Annotated in this window: 16 protein-coding genes; 9 read left to right on the forward strand and 7 right to left on the reverse strand. The window is 66.3% G+C overall.

The window, feature by feature from the left end:
- Positions 1-88 precede the first annotated feature (88 nt).
- A complete protein-coding gene (locus ABIC50_RS10145) occupies positions 89-523 on the forward strand; it encodes an HAD family hydrolase (RefSeq protein WP_011660023.1) in 435 nt (144 codons plus the stop codon).
- Positions 524-708: 185 nt separating this feature from the next.
- Positions 709-2,331: a histidine-type phosphatase gene (locus ABIC50_RS10150; RefSeq protein ID WP_354163515.1), complete on the forward strand. Its 1,623-nt coding sequence runs from the start codon at positions 709-711 to the stop codon at positions 2,329-2,331.
- Between the two features lie 4 nt (positions 2,332-2,335).
- On the opposite strand, the gene ABIC50_RS10155 is transcribed toward ABIC50_RS10150, so the two are convergent.
- Positions 2,336-2,623, reverse strand: a complete 288-nt coding sequence (locus ABIC50_RS10155) for a hypothetical protein (protein ID WP_041491711.1) — start codon at positions 2,621-2,623, stop codon at positions 2,336-2,338.
- A gap of 304 nt (positions 2,624-2,927) precedes the next feature.
- Here ABIC50_RS10155 and ABIC50_RS10160 point away from each other — a divergent pair, with 304 nt between their 5' ends.
- The 5 genes from ABIC50_RS10160 (at position 2,928) to ABIC50_RS10180 (ending at position 10,890) form a co-directional block, all read left to right on the forward strand.
- Positions 2,928-3,233 (forward strand): hypothetical protein, encoded by a 306-nt coding sequence (locus ABIC50_RS10160; protein ID WP_354163677.1) that lies wholly within the window; start codon positions 2,928-2,930, stop codon positions 3,231-3,233.
- 455 nt (positions 3,234-3,688) lie between these two features.
- A complete protein-coding gene (locus ABIC50_RS10165; protein ID WP_354163517.1) occupies positions 3,689-5,329 on the forward strand; it encodes an EAL domain-containing protein in 1,641 nt (546 codons plus the stop codon).
- Positions 5,330-5,501: 172 nt separating this feature from the next.
- On the forward strand, positions 5,502-7,094 hold the full coding sequence (locus ABIC50_RS10170; protein WP_354163679.1) for a PAS domain-containing hybrid sensor histidine kinase/response regulator: 1,593 nt from the start codon (positions 5,502-5,504) through the stop codon (positions 7,092-7,094).
- Between the two features lie 87 nt (positions 7,095-7,181).
- A complete protein-coding gene (locus ABIC50_RS10175; protein ID WP_354163519.1) occupies positions 7,182-9,548 on the forward strand; it encodes a DNA polymerase II in 2,367 nt (788 codons plus the stop codon).
- A gap of 223 nt (positions 9,549-9,771) precedes the next feature.
- Positions 9,772-10,890 (forward strand): J domain-containing protein, encoded by a 1,119-nt coding sequence (locus ABIC50_RS10180; RefSeq protein WP_354163520.1) that lies wholly within the window; start codon positions 9,772-9,774, stop codon positions 10,888-10,890.
- 37 nt (positions 10,891-10,927) lie between these two features.
- On the opposite strand, the gene ABIC50_RS10185 is transcribed toward ABIC50_RS10180, so the two are convergent.
- From ABIC50_RS10185 to ABIC50_RS10210, 6 genes are all read right to left on the reverse strand, one after another.
- On the reverse strand, positions 10,928-11,833 hold the full coding sequence (locus ABIC50_RS10185; RefSeq protein ID WP_212069734.1) for a LysR family transcriptional regulator: 906 nt from the start codon (positions 11,831-11,833) through the stop codon (positions 10,928-10,930).
- 363 nt (positions 11,834-12,196) lie between these two features.
- Positions 12,197-13,441, reverse strand: coding sequence for an acyl-CoA dehydrogenase family protein (locus ABIC50_RS10190; RefSeq protein WP_354163521.1), 1,245 nt, complete (start codon positions 13,439-13,441; stop codon positions 12,197-12,199).
- A 33-nt stretch (positions 13,442-13,474) separates the two neighbouring features.
- Positions 13,475-14,233, reverse strand: coding sequence for an SDR family NAD(P)-dependent oxidoreductase (locus ABIC50_RS10195; protein ID WP_354163523.1), 759 nt, complete (start codon positions 14,231-14,233; stop codon positions 13,475-13,477).
- Between the two features lie 7 nt (positions 14,234-14,240).
- On the reverse strand, positions 14,241-15,005 hold the full coding sequence (locus ABIC50_RS10200; protein ID WP_041491710.1) for an SDR family oxidoreductase: 765 nt from the start codon (positions 15,003-15,005) through the stop codon (positions 14,241-14,243).
- A gap of 50 nt (positions 15,006-15,055) precedes the next feature.
- Positions 15,056-16,087: a phosphotransferase gene (locus ABIC50_RS10205; protein WP_354163525.1), complete on the reverse strand. Its 1,032-nt coding sequence runs from the start codon at positions 16,085-16,087 to the stop codon at positions 15,056-15,058.
- 19 nt (positions 16,088-16,106) lie between these two features.
- Positions 16,107-16,781, reverse strand: coding sequence for a histidine phosphatase family protein (locus tag ABIC50_RS10210; RefSeq protein ID WP_354163527.1), 675 nt, complete (start codon positions 16,779-16,781; stop codon positions 16,107-16,109).
- 205 nt (positions 16,782-16,986) lie between these two features.
- Here ABIC50_RS10210 and ABIC50_RS10215 point away from each other — a divergent pair, with 205 nt between their 5' ends.
- Together ABIC50_RS10215 and ABIC50_RS10220 are read left to right on the forward strand one after the other, a co-directional pair.
- A complete protein-coding gene (locus tag ABIC50_RS10215) occupies positions 16,987-17,142 on the forward strand; it encodes a DUF3309 family protein (protein WP_012365129.1) in 156 nt (51 codons plus the stop codon).
- 408 nt (positions 17,143-17,550) lie between these two features.
- Entirely contained in the window at positions 17,551-18,843 is a 1,293-nt protein-coding gene (locus ABIC50_RS10220) for an MFS transporter (protein ID WP_354163529.1), read from the forward strand.
- Positions 18,844-19,017: the final 174 nt, after the last annotated feature.

Genomic DNA, 19,017 nt, shown 5'->3' on the forward strand with positions numbered 1-19,017 from the left:
TTAATTGGTCGCCTATTCCGGATCGACGCTAAGGTGTGTGGCATTCCCGTCCGCGAACGGATCGTCACGTCTCAGGAGAGGAATCACCGTGGTCATCGAAGCCATTGTCACCCGTCTCGACGCCGCCTTCGCGCAGATCGAAGCGACACCGGATTCGCACGAATCGCGCAACCAGCGCGATGCGATCATCCAGTGGCTCGACAGCGCGTCGGAGCATGGATACCGACTCGGTCTCGTCACGACGCTGCCGGCCGCCCGGCTCAGCGACATGTTCGAAGGCCAGTTCGGCCGTGCGAACCTCGACCGCTTCTCGGTCGTCGTGACCGACGCCAATCAGCAGGATTCCGTATCAAATCAGCATCCGTTCGACGTCGCGCTGCAGGCGCTGGGCGTGCCGCCCGAGCGCGCGGTGGGTGTCGCGAGCAGCGAACCGGAACGCCGTGAAGCCGAAACGTTCGGCCTGTCGCGTTGCGTGCGCATCACCGACACGGTGCGATCGATCGCATCGGCAGGCGTGCACTGAACTGAGCACCTGCACACAGGCCGGCTCGCGCCGGCCGGCGGCAATCCGGCGCAATGCCGACGATCGCCCGACCGAAGCCTGACATTCTGCTGTCAAAGTCGCTTGCAACACTTCCGGGTTCGACCGATCCCGCCCGGAGATGGAACGACGCACTTCCTGCGTCGCCCCGCCCGTTTCAAGCCACGATGACACGCCCGACCCGCACCGCCTCCGCCATCGCTGTCCTCTGCCTGCTGCTCGCCGCGTGCGGCGGTGAGACGTCCAGCACGCCCGCCACGTCGGCAGACAACAGCGGCACGCAGCCGGCGCCGCAGCCTCCGCAACCGAAACCCACGCCCGCACCCGCGACCTACTACCAGACGAAAACGCCGTATCGTCCGCAGCAGGACGCGGCGACCTACGAAGCGCCGCCGGCCGGCTACGCACCGGTCTACACCGAGCTCGTTGCACGGCACGGCTCGCGCGGACTGTCAGGGTTCAAGTACGACGGCGCGATCTATTCGATGCTGGTCAAGGCCGAGGCCGACGGCGCGCTGACCGCGCTCGGCGCGCAGCTGAAGGCCGACACGTACGCGATGATGAAGGCCAACGCACTGCTCGGCTACGGCGTGCCGGGGATTTCAACGCCCGGCTACGGCAATCTCACGCAAACCGGCATCCGCGAACACCAGCAGCTCGCCGCGCGGCTCGCGCAGCGACTGCCGGCGCTGTTCGCGTCGGGCGGCCGGCAGATCGTCGTCGTCAACTCGGGGCAGGACCGCGCGGTCGACAGTTCGACCTACTTCTCCGCCGCGCTCGTCGCCGCGCAGCCGGCACTCGCCGCCGCGATCACGCTGCCGGCCGCGCCGTCCGGCTATCCCGCGAGCGCGCCGATTGCGCAGCCCGCCGGCACCAACCGGTTCCTGCTGTATTTCCATTCGCTGAAGCCAGCCACCGATCTGGTGACCGATACATCCGATCCGTATTACGCGACCTATCAGGCGAGCCAGGCATACCAGGCCTATTCGAGCGATGCGGCGGTCGCCGACAAGCTGAAGACGATCAAGGCGGCGCCGCAGGTCGGGGAAGTCGCGCAGACGGTGCTCGCCGCGCTGGTGTCGCAAGCCTTCATCGCGAAGCTCGGCAGCGACGGCTACACGTTCGCGAACACGGGCACCTACGCGTTTACGTCGTCGGACGGCAAGTTCACCAACACGCTGAAGGGCGACGGCAAGACGAAGATCGCGTCGGCCGTCGATGCTGTGAACGTGCTGTACAACCTGCTGCAGGTCGCGCCCGCGATGACGGCCGAAACGGGCGGCGTCACGATGGAGAAGTACCTCGGCGCGGAGCAGGCCCAGACGCTCGCCTACCTGCAGGACGCGGAGGATTATTACCAGAAGGGGCCCGGCATCCAGGAAGCAAACCCGGTCACGTACCGGATGGCGAAGGTGCTGCAGGACGACTTCTTCAACGAGGTCGACGCGATCGCGCGCGGCGACCTGACGCGCGCCGCGAAACTGCGCTTCACGCATGCGGAAATCGTGATTCCGTTCGCGTCGATCATGAACCTGAAGGGCGTGTTCGTGCCGACGCCGCAGGCGCAGACCTACACGTATGCGAACAACCCGTGGCGCGGCGACCAGGTGTCGCCGATGGCCGCGAACATGCAATGGGACGTGTATCGCAACGGCTCGCGGCTCATCGTGAAGATGCTGTACAACGAGCGCGAGACGGATTTCCAGGCCGCATGCGATGGCGCGAAGATCGCGCCGGCGAGTCACTACTATGGCTACGCGGGATTGAAGCGCTGTTACGGATATCAGTGACGCGTCAACGCTGGATCGTTGCGCTCGTGTGTGCCGCCGGCGCGGCCTTCGGTTTCGCCGCGGCGTGCGCCTTCGGATCGGCGCTGGCCGCATGTTGAACCTTGCGCGGCTTCGCGGGCGCCGCGTGTGGCTTCGACGCGGGCTTCGCGTCGGCATGCGCCGCGGCCGGCGCCTTCGACGGCGAACGAACGGCTTGCCGCGCCGGCTTCACGGATGCCGTCGCACTGCTCGTCGCGACGGGCGCATGCTTGGCGTGCTGCTGCGCGTACGCTTTGACGTCCTGGTCGTTCATCCACGATTCCGTGTAGGCAGCCGCCGCGGGCTGCGACAGATTGAGACAGGCGATCGATGCCACGAGAAAGGCACGAAGATGCGTGCGACGATTGAATGCGGTAATGACGAATGCTCCTTGCGATCTTGGCTTGACGCGCCGTGTCGAACTTGCCGGCGCCGTCGTGGCGGCACGATAAATGAGCGCATTCCACATCGCAAGCATCCGGCCGGTGATCCAAACGATTCTTGACGTTTGGTCGGCCACCGGTGATCTCGAACTCCGGTTCGCCGACGGTGTCGAACGTGCATCGCCGGAGAGTCATATGAAACGCGCCACCCCTTTCGCCATCCTGATCGCGCTTGCCGCCGCCAGCATGCCGGCGCTCGCCGGCAGTACCGCGTCGCCGGTTCCGCAGCAAGCGAAAAACTGTGTACCGTCCTCCACCTCAGCCTCTGCCGGCACGGCCCCCGGCTCCCGCGCCACATCGAAGGCCCCGCCGATTCGCGTGTGCGTCGGCGATTCCGACACGCAACTAAATCTGCCGTGGTTCCTGACCGACGTCCTCACCGCCGTGGACACGCACCAATCGCCGCGCGACCTGTTCCACAAGATGCGCAACGACTTCTGACGCGCGGCCGGGCCGACGGCGCGCCAGTTATGCTCGGGTATTCCCCAACCCAGAAAGAAGCCCCCCCCATCGCGCGGGTTGAACGACGTTGAAAGCAAATTGCCAAGAGATTGCGGTGTCGCCCCGTTGCTCGAATATTTCCCGTTGAGCGTCAATCGCAAAATTACACCATTTGTTGACTAACAATATTTCGCAATCGGGCATCGCGTCATATACTTGCCGCGCACCATCCTCGTGCCAAGAGAAGGTGTTCTTCTGTCCCGGCCGCACCCCGATGCGGCCGGGTTTTTTTTCGGTGCGCGACGTCGATATCTATACATAATGAATGCATGTATAGCGATGCGCGTCGAATCCCGTGACTCCGTCGCGATGCGTTGGCTTGCGGACCGCAAGCATAGAATCGATTTGCGTCCAGATCTCGGCGCGAGCGCCATTGCCCCGGCCAGGCACGGCAAATGCTTCGCGCCCATCCATCGACCGGTTCGACCTGCATTGCCATGCATACAACAACAAGCGCGATCGGAGAATCAGCCCCGCCGGGCTCAAAACCCGCATTCCAGCGCAGCGGTGCGTGGCCGCATGTCGTCTTCTCGCTTGCGTTGATCATCTGCATCCTCGTGCTCGCGATGGCGCTCATCGTGGCCGAACGCCTCGCACGCGAATCGGTAGCCGAGCACGAACGCGTCGTCGCGAACGACATCGTGATCTCGGTCGACCGCATTCTCGACGGCGTACGCTCGCGACATCCGGCCGAATTGACCGCGCTGGTCGGGCGACCGTGCGCGACGGTCTTCAGGACCCTCGCCGAAGTAGGCACTCACCTGCGCTATCTGCGCGCCGTCGCGCTGGCCAACGACGGTCGCGTCACGTGCTCGTCGGCGCTGGGCTCGATCGACGTGTCGCTGGACGCGTATGTGCACGCCCCGCCACCGGGGATGACGGCCATCACGCTGCTTCGGCAGACCCCGTTCCAGCATCGCGTCCCGGTGCTGGCGGTGTTTCGTGCAACCGCGCCCGCCTCGGGCGTGCTTTATCTGATCGAAGGCGACTATGTGGCCGACATGCTGTCGCACGGCGCGCGCTTCGGCGCGGAAACCGCGATGCTGTCGGTCAACGGCGCGGGCGGTCTCGATCAGCATGGCGAGTTCGTGCCGGCGTTCCACGCGGCCCCGTCGGCCGGCAGCACGATCGCCTCGGGCGCGTGGCCGTTCACGGTTTCCGTCACGTCGTCGGAATCCTATGTTCAGCAGGTGGAACGGCACTATCGGCTGATTTGCGTGACGATCGCGCTGCTGGTGAACGGCCTCGTCGCGGCCGCGTACCTGCTCGCGATGGCGCCGCGCCGGCTGTTGCTGAAGGCCGTGCGCAACGCGTTGAAGCGCAACGAGCTTCACGTCGTGTATCAGCCGATCGTCGACGTCGAAACGCGCAGGACCATCGGCGTCGAGGCGCTGCTGCGCTGGCATCATCCGAAATGGGGGCTGATCAGCCCGGCCGTGTTCGTCCCGCAGGTCGAATCGAGCGCGATCCTGCCGAAGGTGACCGAGTTCGTGCTGCGCACGGCCGTGTCGGAGCTGACCGCGCTCGCGCCGGCGATGCCGCTGCGCATCGCGATCAACGTCGCGCCGAAGGATCTCGAACGCCCGCGTTTCGTGTCCGTCGTCGAAGACGCGATCCGCAGGCTTCCGCCGGGGTTCACGCTGGTGCTCGAAGTGACCGAGCGCATCCTGCTCGAAAAGAATGCGCGCACCACCGCGATGTTTGCCGCGCTGCGCGCGACGGGCGCGCGATTCGCGATCGACGATTTCGGCACGCATCACAGCAACCTCGACATGCTGTCGCGCTTTCCGTTCGACTACGTGAAGATCGATCGCCAGTTCATCGCGCAGCTGACGACCGGCAATGCCAGGCTGATCGAAGGCATCGCGGCCGTCGCGCATCACTACGAGCTGAAGATCATCGCCGAGGGCGTGGAGACGGAAGAGCAGCATCGCGCGCTGCATGCGGTCGGGATTCAGTATGCACAGGGCTACCTGTATCAGCGGCCGCAGCGGCCGGCCGACCTGAAGCGGGATTTCGCGCCGATGCCGGCTTAGGTACCGGCTCAGGTGTCGGCCGGCGCGGCGCGGGCGCGGCCGGGCACTTTGATCCGGCGCCGTTTCACGGCTATGCTCTCTGCGATGCTGACCGTCGCGCGACCGGGTATGAATCCATCGCGCCATAATGGAATTCGCAGCGCGATCGACAGGTTTAACGAGTTTTCCGATCATGACGCCAGACCAGCCGCAGCCCATCCCTTCGGACCCACCGCCGGCCCAGCACGAGCAGCCGCTGCTCGACCGCTATGCGGAGTTCCGCTTTCAGACGGTCGTCGCGTCGATCACCGACTACGCGGTGTTCATGCTCGACCCGCACGGCAACGTCGCGACATGGAACGCGGGCGCCGAGCGCATCAAGGGTTTCCGGACGGACGAAATCATCGGCAGCCATTTCTCGCGCTTCTATCCAGCCGATGCGATCGCGGCCGGTCGCCCGTCGCACGCGCTCGAAGCCGCCGCCGCGTACGGTCATTTCCAGGACGAAAGCTGGCGCGTACGCAAGGACGGTTCGCGATTCTGGGCCAGCGTGACGATCACGGCCGTCCGCGACGAATCGCATCAGTTGCGCGGCTTCATCAAGATCACGCGCGACATGACCGAGCGCAAGCGCGTGGAGGAACTCGAAGCGGCCACGCGGCGGCTGGACGTCTTCATCGCGACGCTCGCGCACGAGCTGCGCAACCAGCTCGCGCCGCTGCGGCATACGATCGGCATCCTGCAGGGCCTGCCGGCGTCCGAACTGGGCCCGGCGCTCACGCAATGCAAGGACATCGCGGATCGCCAGATCGAACAGCTCGTGCGGCTCGTCGACGATCTGCTCGACATCGGACGTATCAAGTCCGACAAGGTGGATCTGAAGAAAGCGCCGGTGAACGTGCGCGATATCGTGTACCGCAGCGTGCAGGGCATCCAGCCGAAGGTCGACGCGCGCGGGCAGCGGATCATCGTGCGGCTGCCGCCCGCGCCCGTGATCGTTCACGGCGACGATGTCCGGCTCGTCCAGGTGCTGTACAACCTGCTCGACAATGCGTCCAAGTATTCGCCGAACGGCGAGCGCATCGAGCTCCACGTGCGCACCGAGCAGAACGTGGTTGCGATCGAGATCGTCGATTACGGGATCGGCATCGTGCCCGGCGCGCAGGAATCGATCTTCGACCCGTTCGAGCAGGAGAATGCCGCGGAGCGCCACGCACCCGGCGGGCTCGGGCTGGGGCTCGCGATCAGCAAGAAATTCGTCGACCTGCATGGTGGCGGCATCACGGCCGACAGCGCCGGGATCGGCGCGGGGTCGACGTTTACCGTCCGGCTGCCGATCGCGGAATCGAATCGTGCGGTCGAGCACGTGCAAAAGGCGCCGGCGCCATCTTCCACGCATGCGCTGCGCATCCTGATCGTCGACGACAACCGCGAATCGGCCGACACGCTCGCCATCCTGATGCAGATCAAGGGCCACACGTCCCGCGTCGCATACCACGCGCGCGATGCGCTGCCGCTCGCCCGCGAATTCGCGCCGCATCTGATGCTGATCGACCTCAGCATGCCGGACGTCAGCGGCTTCGAGCTGCTGCAGACGTTGCGCTCGACCGGCGCCGCCCCCGATTCGTACTATGTCGCGCTGTCCGGACATGTGCGTTCGTCGGACCGACAGGACACCACGGACGCAGGCTTCCACGATCACTTCGCGAAGCCGATTCCGATCGAGGCGCTGGACAGCCTGCTCGCGCGCGTGGAGGACGATGCGCGGCGCCGCGGCCGGCTGTGAAGATTGGCACGGCCACCGCGGAGCGACGCGCGGGAGCCGCGAGAGGGGCTAAAATCCGCCGCCTGAGCATCCATACGAGCAAGCGTTTTGACGGAGTTCGAGCAGGGTTTCATCCTCACCCGCCACTGGCGGGACACAGCGTCCGGCATCGAGATCGAGTTCTGGCTGGCAACCGAACACGGCCCGCGCCGCGTGCGGTTGCGCCCGCAGGAAGCCGTCGCGTTCGTGCCGGCCGAGCAGCAGGCGCTCGCCGAACGCGCGCTGGCCGGCGAACGTGATGCCGAACTGCGCCCGCTCGCGCTGCGCGACTTCCGCCAGCGCGCCGTCGCCGGCCTCTATTGCCGCCGCTACCGCAATCTGTCCGGGCTTCAGAAACGCCTCGCCGCAACCGGCGTCGACGTCTACGAAGCCGACATCCAGCCGCCCGACCGCTACACGATGGAGCGCTTCATCACGGCGCCCGTGCTGTTTCGCGGCACGGCCGGCCGCGACGGCACGCTGACCGACGGCGAACTGAAACCCGCGACCGGCTATCGCCCGACGCTGCGCTGCGTGTCGCTCGACATCGAGACGAGCGTCCACGGCGAGCTGTATTCGATCGCGCTCGAAGGCTGCGGGCAGCGGCAGGTCTACATGCTCGGGCCGCCCAACGGTGACGCGCCGGCCGTCGACTTCAACCTCGACTACTGCGACAACCGGGCCGAGATGCTCATGCGGCTCAACGACTGGTTCGGCGCGCACGATCCCGATGCGGTGATCGGCTGGAACGTCGTGCAGTTCGACCTGCGCATCCTGCATGCGCACGCGGAGCAATACGGCGTGCCGCTGAAGCTCGGGCGCGGCGGCAGCGTGCTCGAGTGGCGCGCGCATGGTCAACAGCCCGACCACTTCTTCGCGGGGGCGGCCGGCCGCCTGATCCTCGACGGCATCGACATGCTGAAATCGGCGACGTGGTCGTTCCCGTCGTTCAGCCTCGAATACGTGTCGCAGTCGCTGCTCGGCGAAGGCAAGGCTGTCGACAATCCGTATCAGCGGATGGACGAGATCCAGCGCCGCTTCGATCACGACAAGCCCGCGCTCGCGCACTACAACCTGAAGGACTGCGAACTCGTCACGCGCATCTTCGAGAAGGCCGACCTGCTGTCCTTCGCGCTCGAACGCGCGAGCGTCACGGGCCTCGCGGCCGATCGCACCGGCGGCTCGGTCGCCGCGTTCACGAACCTGTACCTGCCGCGCATGCACCGGCTCGGCTATGTCGCGCCGAATCTCGGCGACGTGACGGGGCAGAACAGCCCCGGCGGCTTCGTGATGGATTCGCGGCCCGGGCTGTACGATTCGGTGCTCGTGTTCGACTACAAGAGCCTCTATCCGTCGATCATCCGCACGTTCCTGATCGATCCGGTCGGGCTGATCGAAGGGCTCGCGCACCCGAGCGACGACGCGTCGGTGCCGGGCTTTCTCGGCACGCGCTTCTCGCGTACCGCGCATTGCCTGCCCGACATCGTGCGGCGCGTGTCCGAAGGCCGCGACGAGGCGAAACGCCAGCGCAACGCACCACTGTCGCAGGCGCTGAAGATCATCATGAATTCGTTCTACGGCGTGCTCGGCTCGACGGGCTGCCGGTTCTTCGATCCGCGCCTCGCATCGTCGATCACGATGCGCGGCCACGAGATCATGCATCGCACGCGCGAGCTGATCGAGGCGCAGGGCTACGAAGTCATCTACGGCGACACCGATTCGACTTTCGTGTGGCTCGGGCGCGAGCACGACGACGATGCGGCCGCCGCCAAGGGCCGCGCGCTCGTCGAGCAGGTGAACCGCTGGTGGCAAGCGCACCTGCGCGATCGCTTCGGGCTGGAAAGTGCGCTCGAACTGCAATACGAGCGGCATTACCGCCGCTTTCTGATGCCGACGGTGCGCGGCGCGGAGGAAGGCAGCAAGAAGCGCTATGCGGGCCTCGCGGTCACGGCGAACGGCGACGATGACCTCGTGTTCAAGGGGCTCGAAACGGTGCGCACCGACTGGACGCCGCTCGCGCAGGTATTCCAGCGCGAGCTCTACCGGCGTGTGTTCAAGCGCGAGCCGTACCAGGACTTCATTCGCGACTATGTGCGCCGCACGCTCGCCGGCGAATACGACGCACAACTGATCTATCGGAAGCGCGTGCGCCGGCCGTTGAGCGAATATCAGCGCAACGTGCCGCCGCATGTGCGCGCGGCGCGGATCGCCGACGAATTCAACCAGGCGCGCGGCCGGCCGCTGCAGTACCAGCGCGGCGGCTGGATCAGCTACGTGATGACGACGGCCGGCCCGGAGCCGCTCGAGACGATGCGCTCGCCGATCGACTACGCGTTCTATGTGAGCCGCCAGTTGCAACCGGTCGCTGATGCGATCCTGCCGTTCCTGCGCGACGATTTCGAACGCGTGATTTCGGGGCAGGGGCAGTTGTTTTGAGGTCGGGGGCGGGGGGACGTCGCGCGCCTTCGTTGTGCCGCACGCGCGCCACCGTCTGCCCGGCCGGGTGACCGGCCCAGCGCCGTCCCGCCTTTTCCGCTCGCCCTGGCGTGGTCACGCGGCTCGCGGCCACGCATCGAAACACCGCAGGCCGGCGGCACCACGCCCATCCGGCTAAAATACCGCCCTGCCGCGCGTCCCGCCGCGGCCGGAGGATACTCACATGACCGCACGTCGCGGTGCCGCGGTCGCCATCGCGCCCGGTCACGAGACAGCCAGCCTGTCGAAAGCCCAGAAAACGTTCAATACGCTCGTCAAGCAGATCGAGAAGCGGCGCGAGCGTCTCGGCGCGTGGGACGCCGTGATGCCGGCGTTCCAGAAGAAATTCGTGGACGCGCTGTTGCCGCTCGAACAGGAATCGACGGCACTGCGGATCAAACTGATCCACCTGCTCGACGACGCGTTCCTGCAGAAGGGCTTGAGCAAGGCCGAGCAACGCACGCTGTCCGACCTGATCGCCGATATGGCGCGCGATTTAATGCAGGTCAGCGACGACGCGACACTGAAGGTCATTTACAACCGGCATGTCGGATCTGCGAACGTGGGCAACGCGGCGGCCGAGGCCGAGGCCGAGCCCGATTTCGAGCCGCAATCGCAATCGCCAGAGGATCTCGACTCACTGTCCCCCGACGAACTTGCCGAGCGGATACAGGCCGAACTCGACGCACAGTTCGAGCGCGACATGGCCGCTCACGCAGCCCGCGAAGCCCAGCGCGCGAAGCGCAAGAAAGCGCCGAAGCAATCGGCCGCGCAGGCCAGAATCGAAGCCGAGCAGGCCGAATCGAGCAAGTCGATCCGCGAAATCTACCGGAAGCTCGCCAGCGCGCTGCACCCCGATCGCGAAACCGATCCGCGCGAGCAGGAACGCAAGACCGTGCTGATGCAGCGGGTCAACCACGCTTATGCGAAGGGCAATCTGTTGCAGCTGCTGGAACTGCAACTGGAGATCGAGCAGATCGACCGGCGTGCGATCGACGGGCTCAGCGAAGCGCGGCTCACGCGCTACAACGGCATCCTGGAAGAGCAGATCCGCGAGCTCGACCAGGAGATCCAGCACGTCGAGAACGATTTCCGGCGCACGTACGGCATCGCATCGTCCACCAAGGTCGCGCCCGATACCGTGATGCGCATACTCACGCGTGATATTGCCGGCATGCAGCGCGGCAATCAGGATCTCGCCGTGGCGCTGCGCGAGTTCGAGGATCCGGACAAGGTCAGGGACTGGTTGAAGGACATGAAGCGCCGGCCTGCGTCGTCGCGCTTCGATGACGAGTCGTTTTAAGCGGCAAGCCGGCGCACACCGGCGAACGCACGACGTATCACCGCGCCTCCCCCATCCCACCCATCAGCGTCATCAACTGCTCCCGCAGCCACTGACTACCCTGGTCCTGATCGGCGCTGCGATGCCAGTAGCAGAAGTATTCGAGCCCAGGCATCTCGAACGGCAGTTCGAGGATCCGCGCCGGATAGCGCTGCAGCAGCCTGAGCGGCGCGGTCAGCGCGAGATCGCCGCGCATCGCGATCAGCGGCGCGACCATGTAGTGCTGCACGCGCATCTGGATGTTGCGGCGCAGCCCGAGCCGCGTCAGCTCCGCGTCGACGTGCCCGCTGCCCTTGCGGCGGCTCGACACGTGGATGTGCCCCATCGACAGGTAGTCGTCCATGGTCAGCGTGTCGCCCTTGAACGGGTGATCGTCGCGGATCATGCACGCGTAACGGTCGCGCACGAGCAGCGCCTGATGCAGATGCGGATCGCCGATCAGCGGTGCGTCGATCGCGATGTCGACCGAGCCGTTCGCGAGCGCGGTCGCCACTTCGCGCCGGTCCATCGTGTAGCTGCGCACGTGCATGCCCGGCGCATGCGTCTGCAGCAGTTCGCCGAGCGCGGGGAGCAGCAGCGCTTCGGTCAGGTCGCTCATGCTGAGCCGGAACACCCGCTCGGACGACGCCGGATCGAACACGTCACCTTCGTGTGCGCTCGAATCGAGCAGTTGCAGCGCCTCGCGCACGCGGCCGACGATGTTCTCGGCCATCGGCGTCGGCATCATCCCGGCCGGCGTGCTGACGAACAGCGGATCGTTCAGCGTCTTGCGCAGCCGCGCGAGCGCGTTGCTGACGGCCGGCTGCGTGAGGTTCAGCACCTCGGCCGCGCGCGTCAGGTTGCGCTTGTTGTAGATCGCCTCGAATACGACGAACAGGTTCAGATCAATCTTCGAAAGGCGCATCGCCGGGTCTCCAGGGGCCTGTTCCCGCTCATAACGGGCTTGCGAACGCGCCTTGCCGGTCGTAGTGCAAGGAGAGAGGAGCGCCGTTTGGCCATGCCAAACAAGCGACGATCGACGCCGCAATACGGCCGGCAAGGCGGGTTCCCCTGTTTGGAAAAAATCATTCGCGGGGCTGGCCGCCAGAAGGGCCGATCGCTGCGTCATGCTCCTTGCGAATACGTCGAGTATTCGCTTCGTCGCAATCCTTGCGCTCGGCCCTTCTGACGGCCAGCGCAAGCCCGTTATGAGCGGGAACAGGCCCCCCATGTTACGGCGTGCACCATCTGTTCGTCCATGCCGCCCCCGCGCGTCGCGGCGCGAGGCTCAGCCGCGCGGCGGCCGCGTCAGGTACGGCTCGGTCGAGCCGCGCACGCCTTCCTTGATCTCCATGCGCGCGATCGCCTGCAGGTGCACCTCGTCCGGGCCGTCTGCGAAGCGCAGCGCGCGACCCCAGGTCCACATGTCGGCAAGCGGCGTATCGGGGCTCAGGCCCATCGCGCCGAACACCTGCATCGCGCGGTCGCATACGTCCGTATACACGGTCGGCACGAGCGCCTTGATCATCGAGATTTCCTTGCGCGCCGCCTTCGCGCCGACCTTGTCGATCATCCACGCGGCCTTCAGCACCAGCAGGCGCGCCTGGTCGATCTCGATGCGCGAGCGCGCGATCCATTCGCCGATCGTGCCGTGCCGGTTCAGCGGCTTGCCGAACGCCTCGCGCGACTGTGCGCGATCGACCATCAGCTCCAGCGCCAGCTCGGCCGCGCCGATCGAACGCATGCAGTGATGGATGCGGCCCGGCCCGAGGCGCGCCTGCGCGAGCGCGAAGCCGCTGCCTTCCTCGCCGAGCAGGTTGCGCGCCGGCACGCGCACGTTGTCGAACGTGATCTCGCAGTGCCCTTCCGGCGCATGGTGATTGACCACCGTGATGTTGCGCACGATCGTCACGCCCGGCGTGTCGCGCGGCACGAGGATCATGCTCTGCTGCTGGTGCGACTCGGCATCGGGATCGGTCTTGCCCATCACGATGAAGATCTTGCAGTTCGGATGCGCGGCGTTCGTGATGAACCACTTGCGGCCGTCGATCACGTAGTCGTCGCCGTCGCGCCGGATCCGCGTCGTGATGTTGGTCGCATCCGACGATGCCACGTCGGGCTCCGTCATCGCGAACGCCGACCGGATCTCGCCGCGCAGCAGCGGCAGCAGCCACTGTTCGCGCTGCTCCGGCGTCGCGAACATGTGCAGCAGCTCCATGTTGCCGGTGTCCGGCGCGTTGCAGTTGAACACTTCCGACGCCCAGCTCACGCGCCCCATGATCTCGGCGAGCGGCGCGTATTCGAGGTTCGTCAGGCCCGTGCCGGGCTCGTCGTCCTTCAGGTGCGGCAGGAACAGGTTCCACAGCCCCTCGGCCTTCGCGCGTTCCTTCAGCTCCTCCATGAACGACACGGGATACTGGCCCGCGTGCACTTCGTCGTTCCACTGGCGGATGCGCGGCACGATGTGCGCGTCCATGAACGCATGCACGCGTTCGCGCAGCGCTTCCACTTTCGGGGTGTAGCCAAAGTCCATGATCGACTCCTCGAGATTGCGTGTTCGGTTCGGTCAGAAGGCCGAGACACCGCCGTCGACGGCGACGGCCTGCCCGGTCAGATAAGTGTTTTCCTTCGCGCACAGCATCAGCATCGTCGCGACGATTTCGTCGGGCCGGCCGAGCCGCTTCATCGGCGAGCCCTGCGCGAGAAAGTCCTGGCGGTCGCCGATATCGCTGTCGGTGACCATCGGCGTCGTGCTGTAGAACGGGCACACCGCGTTCACGCGAATGCCGTGGCGCGCGTATTCGAGCGCGGCCGTCTTCGTGAGCCCGATCACCGCGTGCTTCGACCCCGCGTACGCGGCCAGCTTCGGCGCGCCGCCGAGCCCGGCCATCGACGCGACGTTCAGGATCACGCCTTCGCGCTGCGCGAGCATCTGGCGGATCTGGTGCTTCATCCCGAAGAACACGCCCTTCGCGTTCACCGCGAAGCTCAGGTCGAGATCGGCTTCGTCGGTGTCGATCAGCGCCTTCATCGGCGGCGCGATGCCCGCGTTGTTGATGCCGACGTCGAGCCGCCCGAAGCGCGCGGCGGCCGCCTGCACCAGCGCTGCCACGTCAGCTTCGACGCGCACGTCGCAACGCTGCGCGATCACGTCGGCGCCGGCCGCGCGCAGCGGCGCGGCCACGCGTTCGAGCGCGTCGCCGTTCAGGTCGCCGAGCGCGAGCCGCGCGCCCATCGCGGCCAGCTCGCTCGCGAGCAGCGCGCCGAAGCCGCTCGCGGCGCCGGTGATCATCACGGCCTGCCCCGCATAGCTGTCGAGTTTCATCGCGCGCTCAGATCGTCAGGCCGCCGTCGACGACGATGCATTCGCCGTTCGTGTAGCTCGCCGCGTCCGACACGAGATACAGCACGGTGCCGGCCATCTCGCGCGGCTCCGCGTGGCGGCGCAGCGGGATCTTCGCCATCCAGCTCTCATAGATGTCCTTGTCGGCGAACAGCGCGCCCGCGAACTTCGTCTTCGTGAGGCCCGGCAGCAGCGCGTTCACGCGGATGCCGAACGGCCCGCATTCCTTCGCGAACGCCTTCGTCATGTTGACGACGGCCGCCTTCGTGATCGAGTAGATGCCCTGCCGGTCGCCCGGCTGCAGCGCGTTCACCGACGCGGTGTTGACGATCGCGCCGCCGCCCTGCGCCTTCATCAGCTTGCCGGCCTCGACCGACATGAAGAAGTAGCCGCGGATGTTCACGTCGACGGTCTTTTCGTACGCGGCGAGATCGGTATCGAGGATGTGCCCGAAATACGGGTTCGCGGCCGCGTTGTTTACGAGGATGTCGAGCCGGCCGTGCTTGCCGCGGATCGTCTCGAACGTCGCGGTGATATCCTCCAGCCGCCCGACGTGACAGGCCAGCGCTTCGGCGCGGCCGCCCGCCGCAACGATCGCGTCCGCGACCGCCTGGCAGTCGTCGAGCTTGCGGCTCGACACGATCACGTGCGCGCCCTGCTCCGCGAGCAGCTTCGCGATTTCCTCGCCGATGCCACGGCTCGCGCCCGTCACCAGCGCGATCTTGCCCGTCAGGTCGAACAGATTCGTTGCCATGTTGCTGTGCTCCTCCATGTTGTAATGTGTCGTGCCGCCGCTCGGCGATGTCAGCGATGCGCGTCGATCACGCCGACGGCCATTTCGGCCAGCCGTCCGGTCATGGCGCCCACGCGCAGCGCCTGCTCGCTCGACGCGTTGCCCTGCAGCGCACGCGCCTTCACGCCCTGCGCGATCGCCGCGAGCCGGAAGAAACTGAACGCCAGATAGAAGTGCCAGTCGCGGATCGGCTCGATGCCGCGCAGTTCGCAATAGCGCGCGACGATCGCCGCTTCGTCAGGAATGCCGAGTTCGGCACGATCCTGGCCCGCGAGCCCGCGCACCTGTCCGCCCGACGGCAGCCGCAGGCACATACAGAAGTACGCGAGATCCGCGAGCGGGTTGCCGAGCGTCGACAGCTCCCAGTCGAGCACGGCCTGCACGCGATAGTCGTCGCGCGCGAACATCAGGTTGTCGATCCGGAAATCGCCGTGCACCAGCGCGGGCCGGCCCGTGTCCTCCGGGCACGCCTTCGGCAGCCAGTCGATCAGCGCCTCCATCGCGTCGAGGCGCTCCGTTTCGGCCGCGCGATACTGCTTCGTCCACACGCCGATCTGGCGCTCGAAGTAGTTGCCGGGTCGGCCGTAGTCGGCAAGGCCGACCGCGTCGACGTCCACGTCGTGCAGCGCGGCCATCGTGCGCAGCAGTGCGTCGTAGCAAATCGCCCGATCGGCCTTCGGCAGTTCCGGCAGCGCTGGATCCCAGAAGATCCGGCCGTCCTCGAAGCTCATCACGTAGAACAGGCTGCCGATCACGTCGCGGTCTTCGCAGAGGTGATACGGATGCGCGACCGGCACCGCGGTGCCCGACAGCGCGGTGAGCACGCGGAATTCGCGATCGACCGCGTGCGCGGATTTCAGCAGTTCGCCGGGCGGCTGGCGGCGCAGCACGTAGCGGCCGCTCTTCGCATGCAGCAGGAAGGTCGGGTTCGACTGGCCGCCGGCAAACTTCTCCATGTCGAGCGGACCTTCGAAACCCGGCACGTGCGCTTCCAGATAGCGCGTGAGACGGGCTACGTCGAGGGGCTGGGAAGGGTTCGTCATCGTCGCGATCGTTCGTAGGTCAGCCGTAGGTGCGCCACGCATGTCGTTCGGGGTCCTCGAGATGCGGGATGCCGTTGAACGACGCCAGGTGGAACGCTTCGGCGTTGAAGAAAAACTGCGAAAGACTGCTGTTGCGGATCTGCAGGTTCAGCGCGATCGCGCTCGACGGCGGCGCGGCGAGCACCTGCTGCACTGTCACCGCGATCGGCCCGCCGGAACTCACCGCGAGCACGCGCTGGCTGCCGCCGTCGCGGATCGCGGCGCGCGCGTCGGCGACGCGCTGCTGGAAATACGCCCAGGTTTCGGGCGCGGTGTGGCCGAGCTTGTCGTCGGCCCACAGATGCAGCACCTGTCGCAGCGCGCGAAAGTGCTCCTTCATCGAGCCGGCCGCGAGCCGCGCGATCTCCGGATAGTCGCTGGCCGCCGCCGCGAACAGCCCGTGGAAGTCGTATTCGTTCAGGCCCGGATGGCGGTCGACCGGCGCGCCTTCGTGGCCCATCCCGCGCAGGATCGCGGCGACCGTCTGCGCATGCCGGTTCATCGTGCCGCAGATCACGCGGTCGAACGTCAGGCCCTGCCGGGCGAAGTATTCGCCGAGCCACGCGCCCTGCTGCTCGCCGGCAGCGGACAGCCGGTCGTAGTCGTCCGTGCCGAACGACGCCTGTCCGTGCCGTACCAGAAAGAGTTCAGCCATTGCCTGTCCGCCTGAAAGGGAACCGAAGGCCCAGCATAGCGATCGCGCTTACATTTTTGAAATTTATTTTCTGAATCGATCGGTATTCATGGAATGAATTCCACCGATTCAGACAATGCGCTTTCAGAGAGTTTCGAGTTGCCCAGTGTCGCGGCACGCGAATTGCGGCAGCAGGCACCGTCATATCACCACTCAGGAGGGTGCGATGCTCGGTACGATCCTTATCATCGTTCTGATTCTGCTGCTCATCGGAGCATTTCCTGCATGGCCCCACAGCCGGAGCTGGGGCTACTGGCCATCGGGCACTCTCGGGCTGGTCGTCGTCATCGTCGTGATACTGGTGTTGCTGGGGCGGATTTGAGCGGGAAGGCGCGCGTGCCGGTTGAACGCCCACGCGCGCCTTCCCCTGTCGCCGCCATCACTTCTTTACAAAGGCAAGCGATGATCGGCACCTCCGTAGCCCGTGCGGACGGCATCTGATGCCGTCGACCCACGCGGGCGGGATATCGCTGTCCGTTGCTCGCGCACCGATCCGCTCCGATCCCGCAGAACGTGTTTCCCGCCGCCCTCGAGCAACGCCGCGCGTACGTCGCGCATTAGCAGGGAGGATCGTCCTCCCGCGCGACCCGCGCCCGGCAAATCCGAACGCCTCAGGTTATCAATTGATCGAAAAGATTCATTAGACGGTGCATCCTCCTGCGCGCGATGCTGGCCCCGCCCGTGAACGCTGCGTCATTGCAACGCCGCGCACGAAAATGGAGTGAGACACATGCCTACCGATCACCGTCAACGGCGCCACACGCTGTGGCTGCTATGCGCGCTTTCGTTCATCCTCTACGTCGACCGCGTGAACCTCGCGACCGCGGCCGGCGCGATCAAGGCCGAACTCGGGCTGTCGAATACCGAGCTCGGCATCGCGTTCTCCGCGTTCGCCTATTCGTATGCAATCTGCCAGATCGGCGGCGGGTGGATCGCCGACCGCTTCGGCGCGCGCATCACGCTGATCGGCTGCGGGCTGATCTGGGTCGCGTCGACGTTCATGACCGGCCTCGTGCACAGCCTCGCGCTACTGTTCGCCGCGCGCCTGCTGCTCGGCATCGGCGAAGGCGCGACGCTGCCCGCGCAGGCCCGCGCGATCACGCACTGGTTCTCGCGCGAACGGCGCGGCGTCGTGCAGGGCTTCACGCATTCGTTCTCGCGGCTCGGCAACGCGGTCACGCCGCCGATCGTCGCCGCGCTGATGACGTGGCTGTCGTGGCGCGCGGCATTCTTCGTGATCGGCGCGGTGACAATGGTGTGGCTCGTGTGGTGGGTCGTCGGCTTCCGAGAGTATCCGCGCGGAGAAAGCGACGGCAATGGCGTCGGCCGCACGCACACCGCTGCGACCGCCCGCCCGGCACCGTCGTCCGGCCCGACGCCGTGGGGGCCGCTGTTCCGCCGGATGGCGCCGACGATCTTCGTGTACTTCTGCTACGGCTGGACCGCGTGGCTGTTTTTCACGTGGCTGCCGACCTTCTTCCTGAACGGCCAGGGCCTTAACCTGAAATCGACCGCGTTGTTCGCGTCCGGCGTGTTCTTCGCGGGCGTGGTCGGCGACACGCTCGGCGGCTGGCTGTGCGACCGCATCTATCGCAAGACCGGCAACCTCGCGCTGTCGCGCCAGAGCGTGATCGTCGCGAGCTTCACCGGCGCGCTCGTCTGCCTGCTGCCGCTCGCGTTCGTGCATTCGACGGCCGGCATCGCGCTGTGCCTGTCCGGGTCGTTCCTGTGCCTCGAACTGACGATCGGGCCGATCTGGGCCGTGCCGAGCGACATCGCGCCGCAACACGCGGGCATCGCGAGCGGGATGATGAACGCGGGTTCGGCGATCGCGGGGATCCTGTCGCCGATCCTGTTCGGCTATCTCGTCGATCACACCGGCAGCTGGACGGTGCCGTTCGTCGGGTCGGTCGCGATGCTGCTGATCGGCATCGTCGCCGCGCTGCGGATCCGGCCGGATCGCGCGTTGTCGGAAGCGGCGGCGCCGCTCGCCGAAGCGCCGGTTGCACCGTCGGCGCGCTGAAGCCGTTCGCTTCGGGTTCGCCTGCCTCCCCCGTCTCGCCAGCGTCGCCGTCGCGTTTCACTGCGTTCCGCGATGGTGGTGCCTCGGCTGATTCGGCTGATTCGGCTGATTCGGCTGATTCGGCTGATTCGGCTGATTCGGCTGATTCGGCTGATTCGGCTGGTTCGGCTGGTT

The sequence above is a fragment of the Burkholderia sp. 567 genome (genome assembly GCF_040545115.1).
GTDB lineage: Bacteria > Pseudomonadota > Gammaproteobacteria > Burkholderiales > Burkholderiaceae > Burkholderia > Burkholderia ambifaria.

What these genes read in the sequence shown, in the direction of transcription:
- ABIC50_RS10150 (WP_354163515.1), top strand. Translation starts at nt 709, where the DNA reads ATGACACGCCCGACCCGCACCGCCTCCGCCATCGCTGTCCTCTGCCTG.
- ABIC50_RS10155 (WP_041491711.1), bottom strand. Translation starts at nt 2,623, where the DNA reads ATGAACGACCAGGACGTCAAAGCGTACGCGCAGCAGCACGCCAAGCAT.
- ABIC50_RS10160 (WP_354163677.1), top strand. Translation starts at nt 2,928, where the DNA reads ATGAAACGCGCCACCCCTTTCGCCATCCTGATCGCGCTTGCCGCCGCC.
- ABIC50_RS10165 (WP_354163517.1), top strand. Translation starts at nt 3,689, where the DNA reads ATGCTTCGCGCCCATCCATCGACCGGTTCGACCTGCATTGCCATGCAT.
- ABIC50_RS10170 (WP_354163679.1), top strand. Translation starts at nt 5,502, where the DNA reads ATGACGCCAGACCAGCCGCAGCCCATCCCTTCGGACCCACCGCCGGCC.
- ABIC50_RS10180 (WP_354163520.1), top strand. Translation starts at nt 9,772, where the DNA reads ATGACCGCACGTCGCGGTGCCGCGGTCGCCATCGCGCCCGGTCACGAG.
- ABIC50_RS10185 (WP_212069734.1), bottom strand. Translation starts at nt 11,833, where the DNA reads ATGCGCCTTTCGAAGATTGATCTGAACCTGTTCGTCGTATTCGAGGCG.
- ABIC50_RS10190 (WP_354163521.1), bottom strand. Translation starts at nt 13,441, where the DNA reads ATGGACTTTGGCTACACCCCGAAAGTGGAAGCGCTGCGCGAACGCGTG.
- ABIC50_RS10195 (WP_354163523.1), bottom strand. Translation starts at nt 14,233, where the DNA reads ATGAAACTCGACAGCTATGCGGGGCAGGCCGTGATGATCACCGGCGCC.
- ABIC50_RS10200 (WP_041491710.1), bottom strand. Translation starts at nt 15,005, where the DNA reads ATGGCAACGAATCTGTTCGACCTGACGGGCAAGATCGCGCTGGTGACG.
- ABIC50_RS10205 (WP_354163525.1), bottom strand. Translation starts at nt 16,087, where the DNA reads ATGACGAACCCTTCCCAGCCCCTCGACGTAGCCCGTCTCACGCGCTAT.
- ABIC50_RS10210 (WP_354163527.1), bottom strand. Translation starts at nt 16,781, where the DNA reads ATGGCTGAACTCTTTCTGGTACGGCACGGACAGGCGTCGTTCGGCACG.
- ABIC50_RS10215 (WP_012365129.1), top strand. Translation starts at nt 16,987, where the DNA reads ATGCTCGGTACGATCCTTATCATCGTTCTGATTCTGCTGCTCATCGGA.
- ABIC50_RS10220 (WP_354163529.1), top strand. Translation starts at nt 17,551, where the DNA reads ATGCCTACCGATCACCGTCAACGGCGCCACACGCTGTGGCTGCTATGC.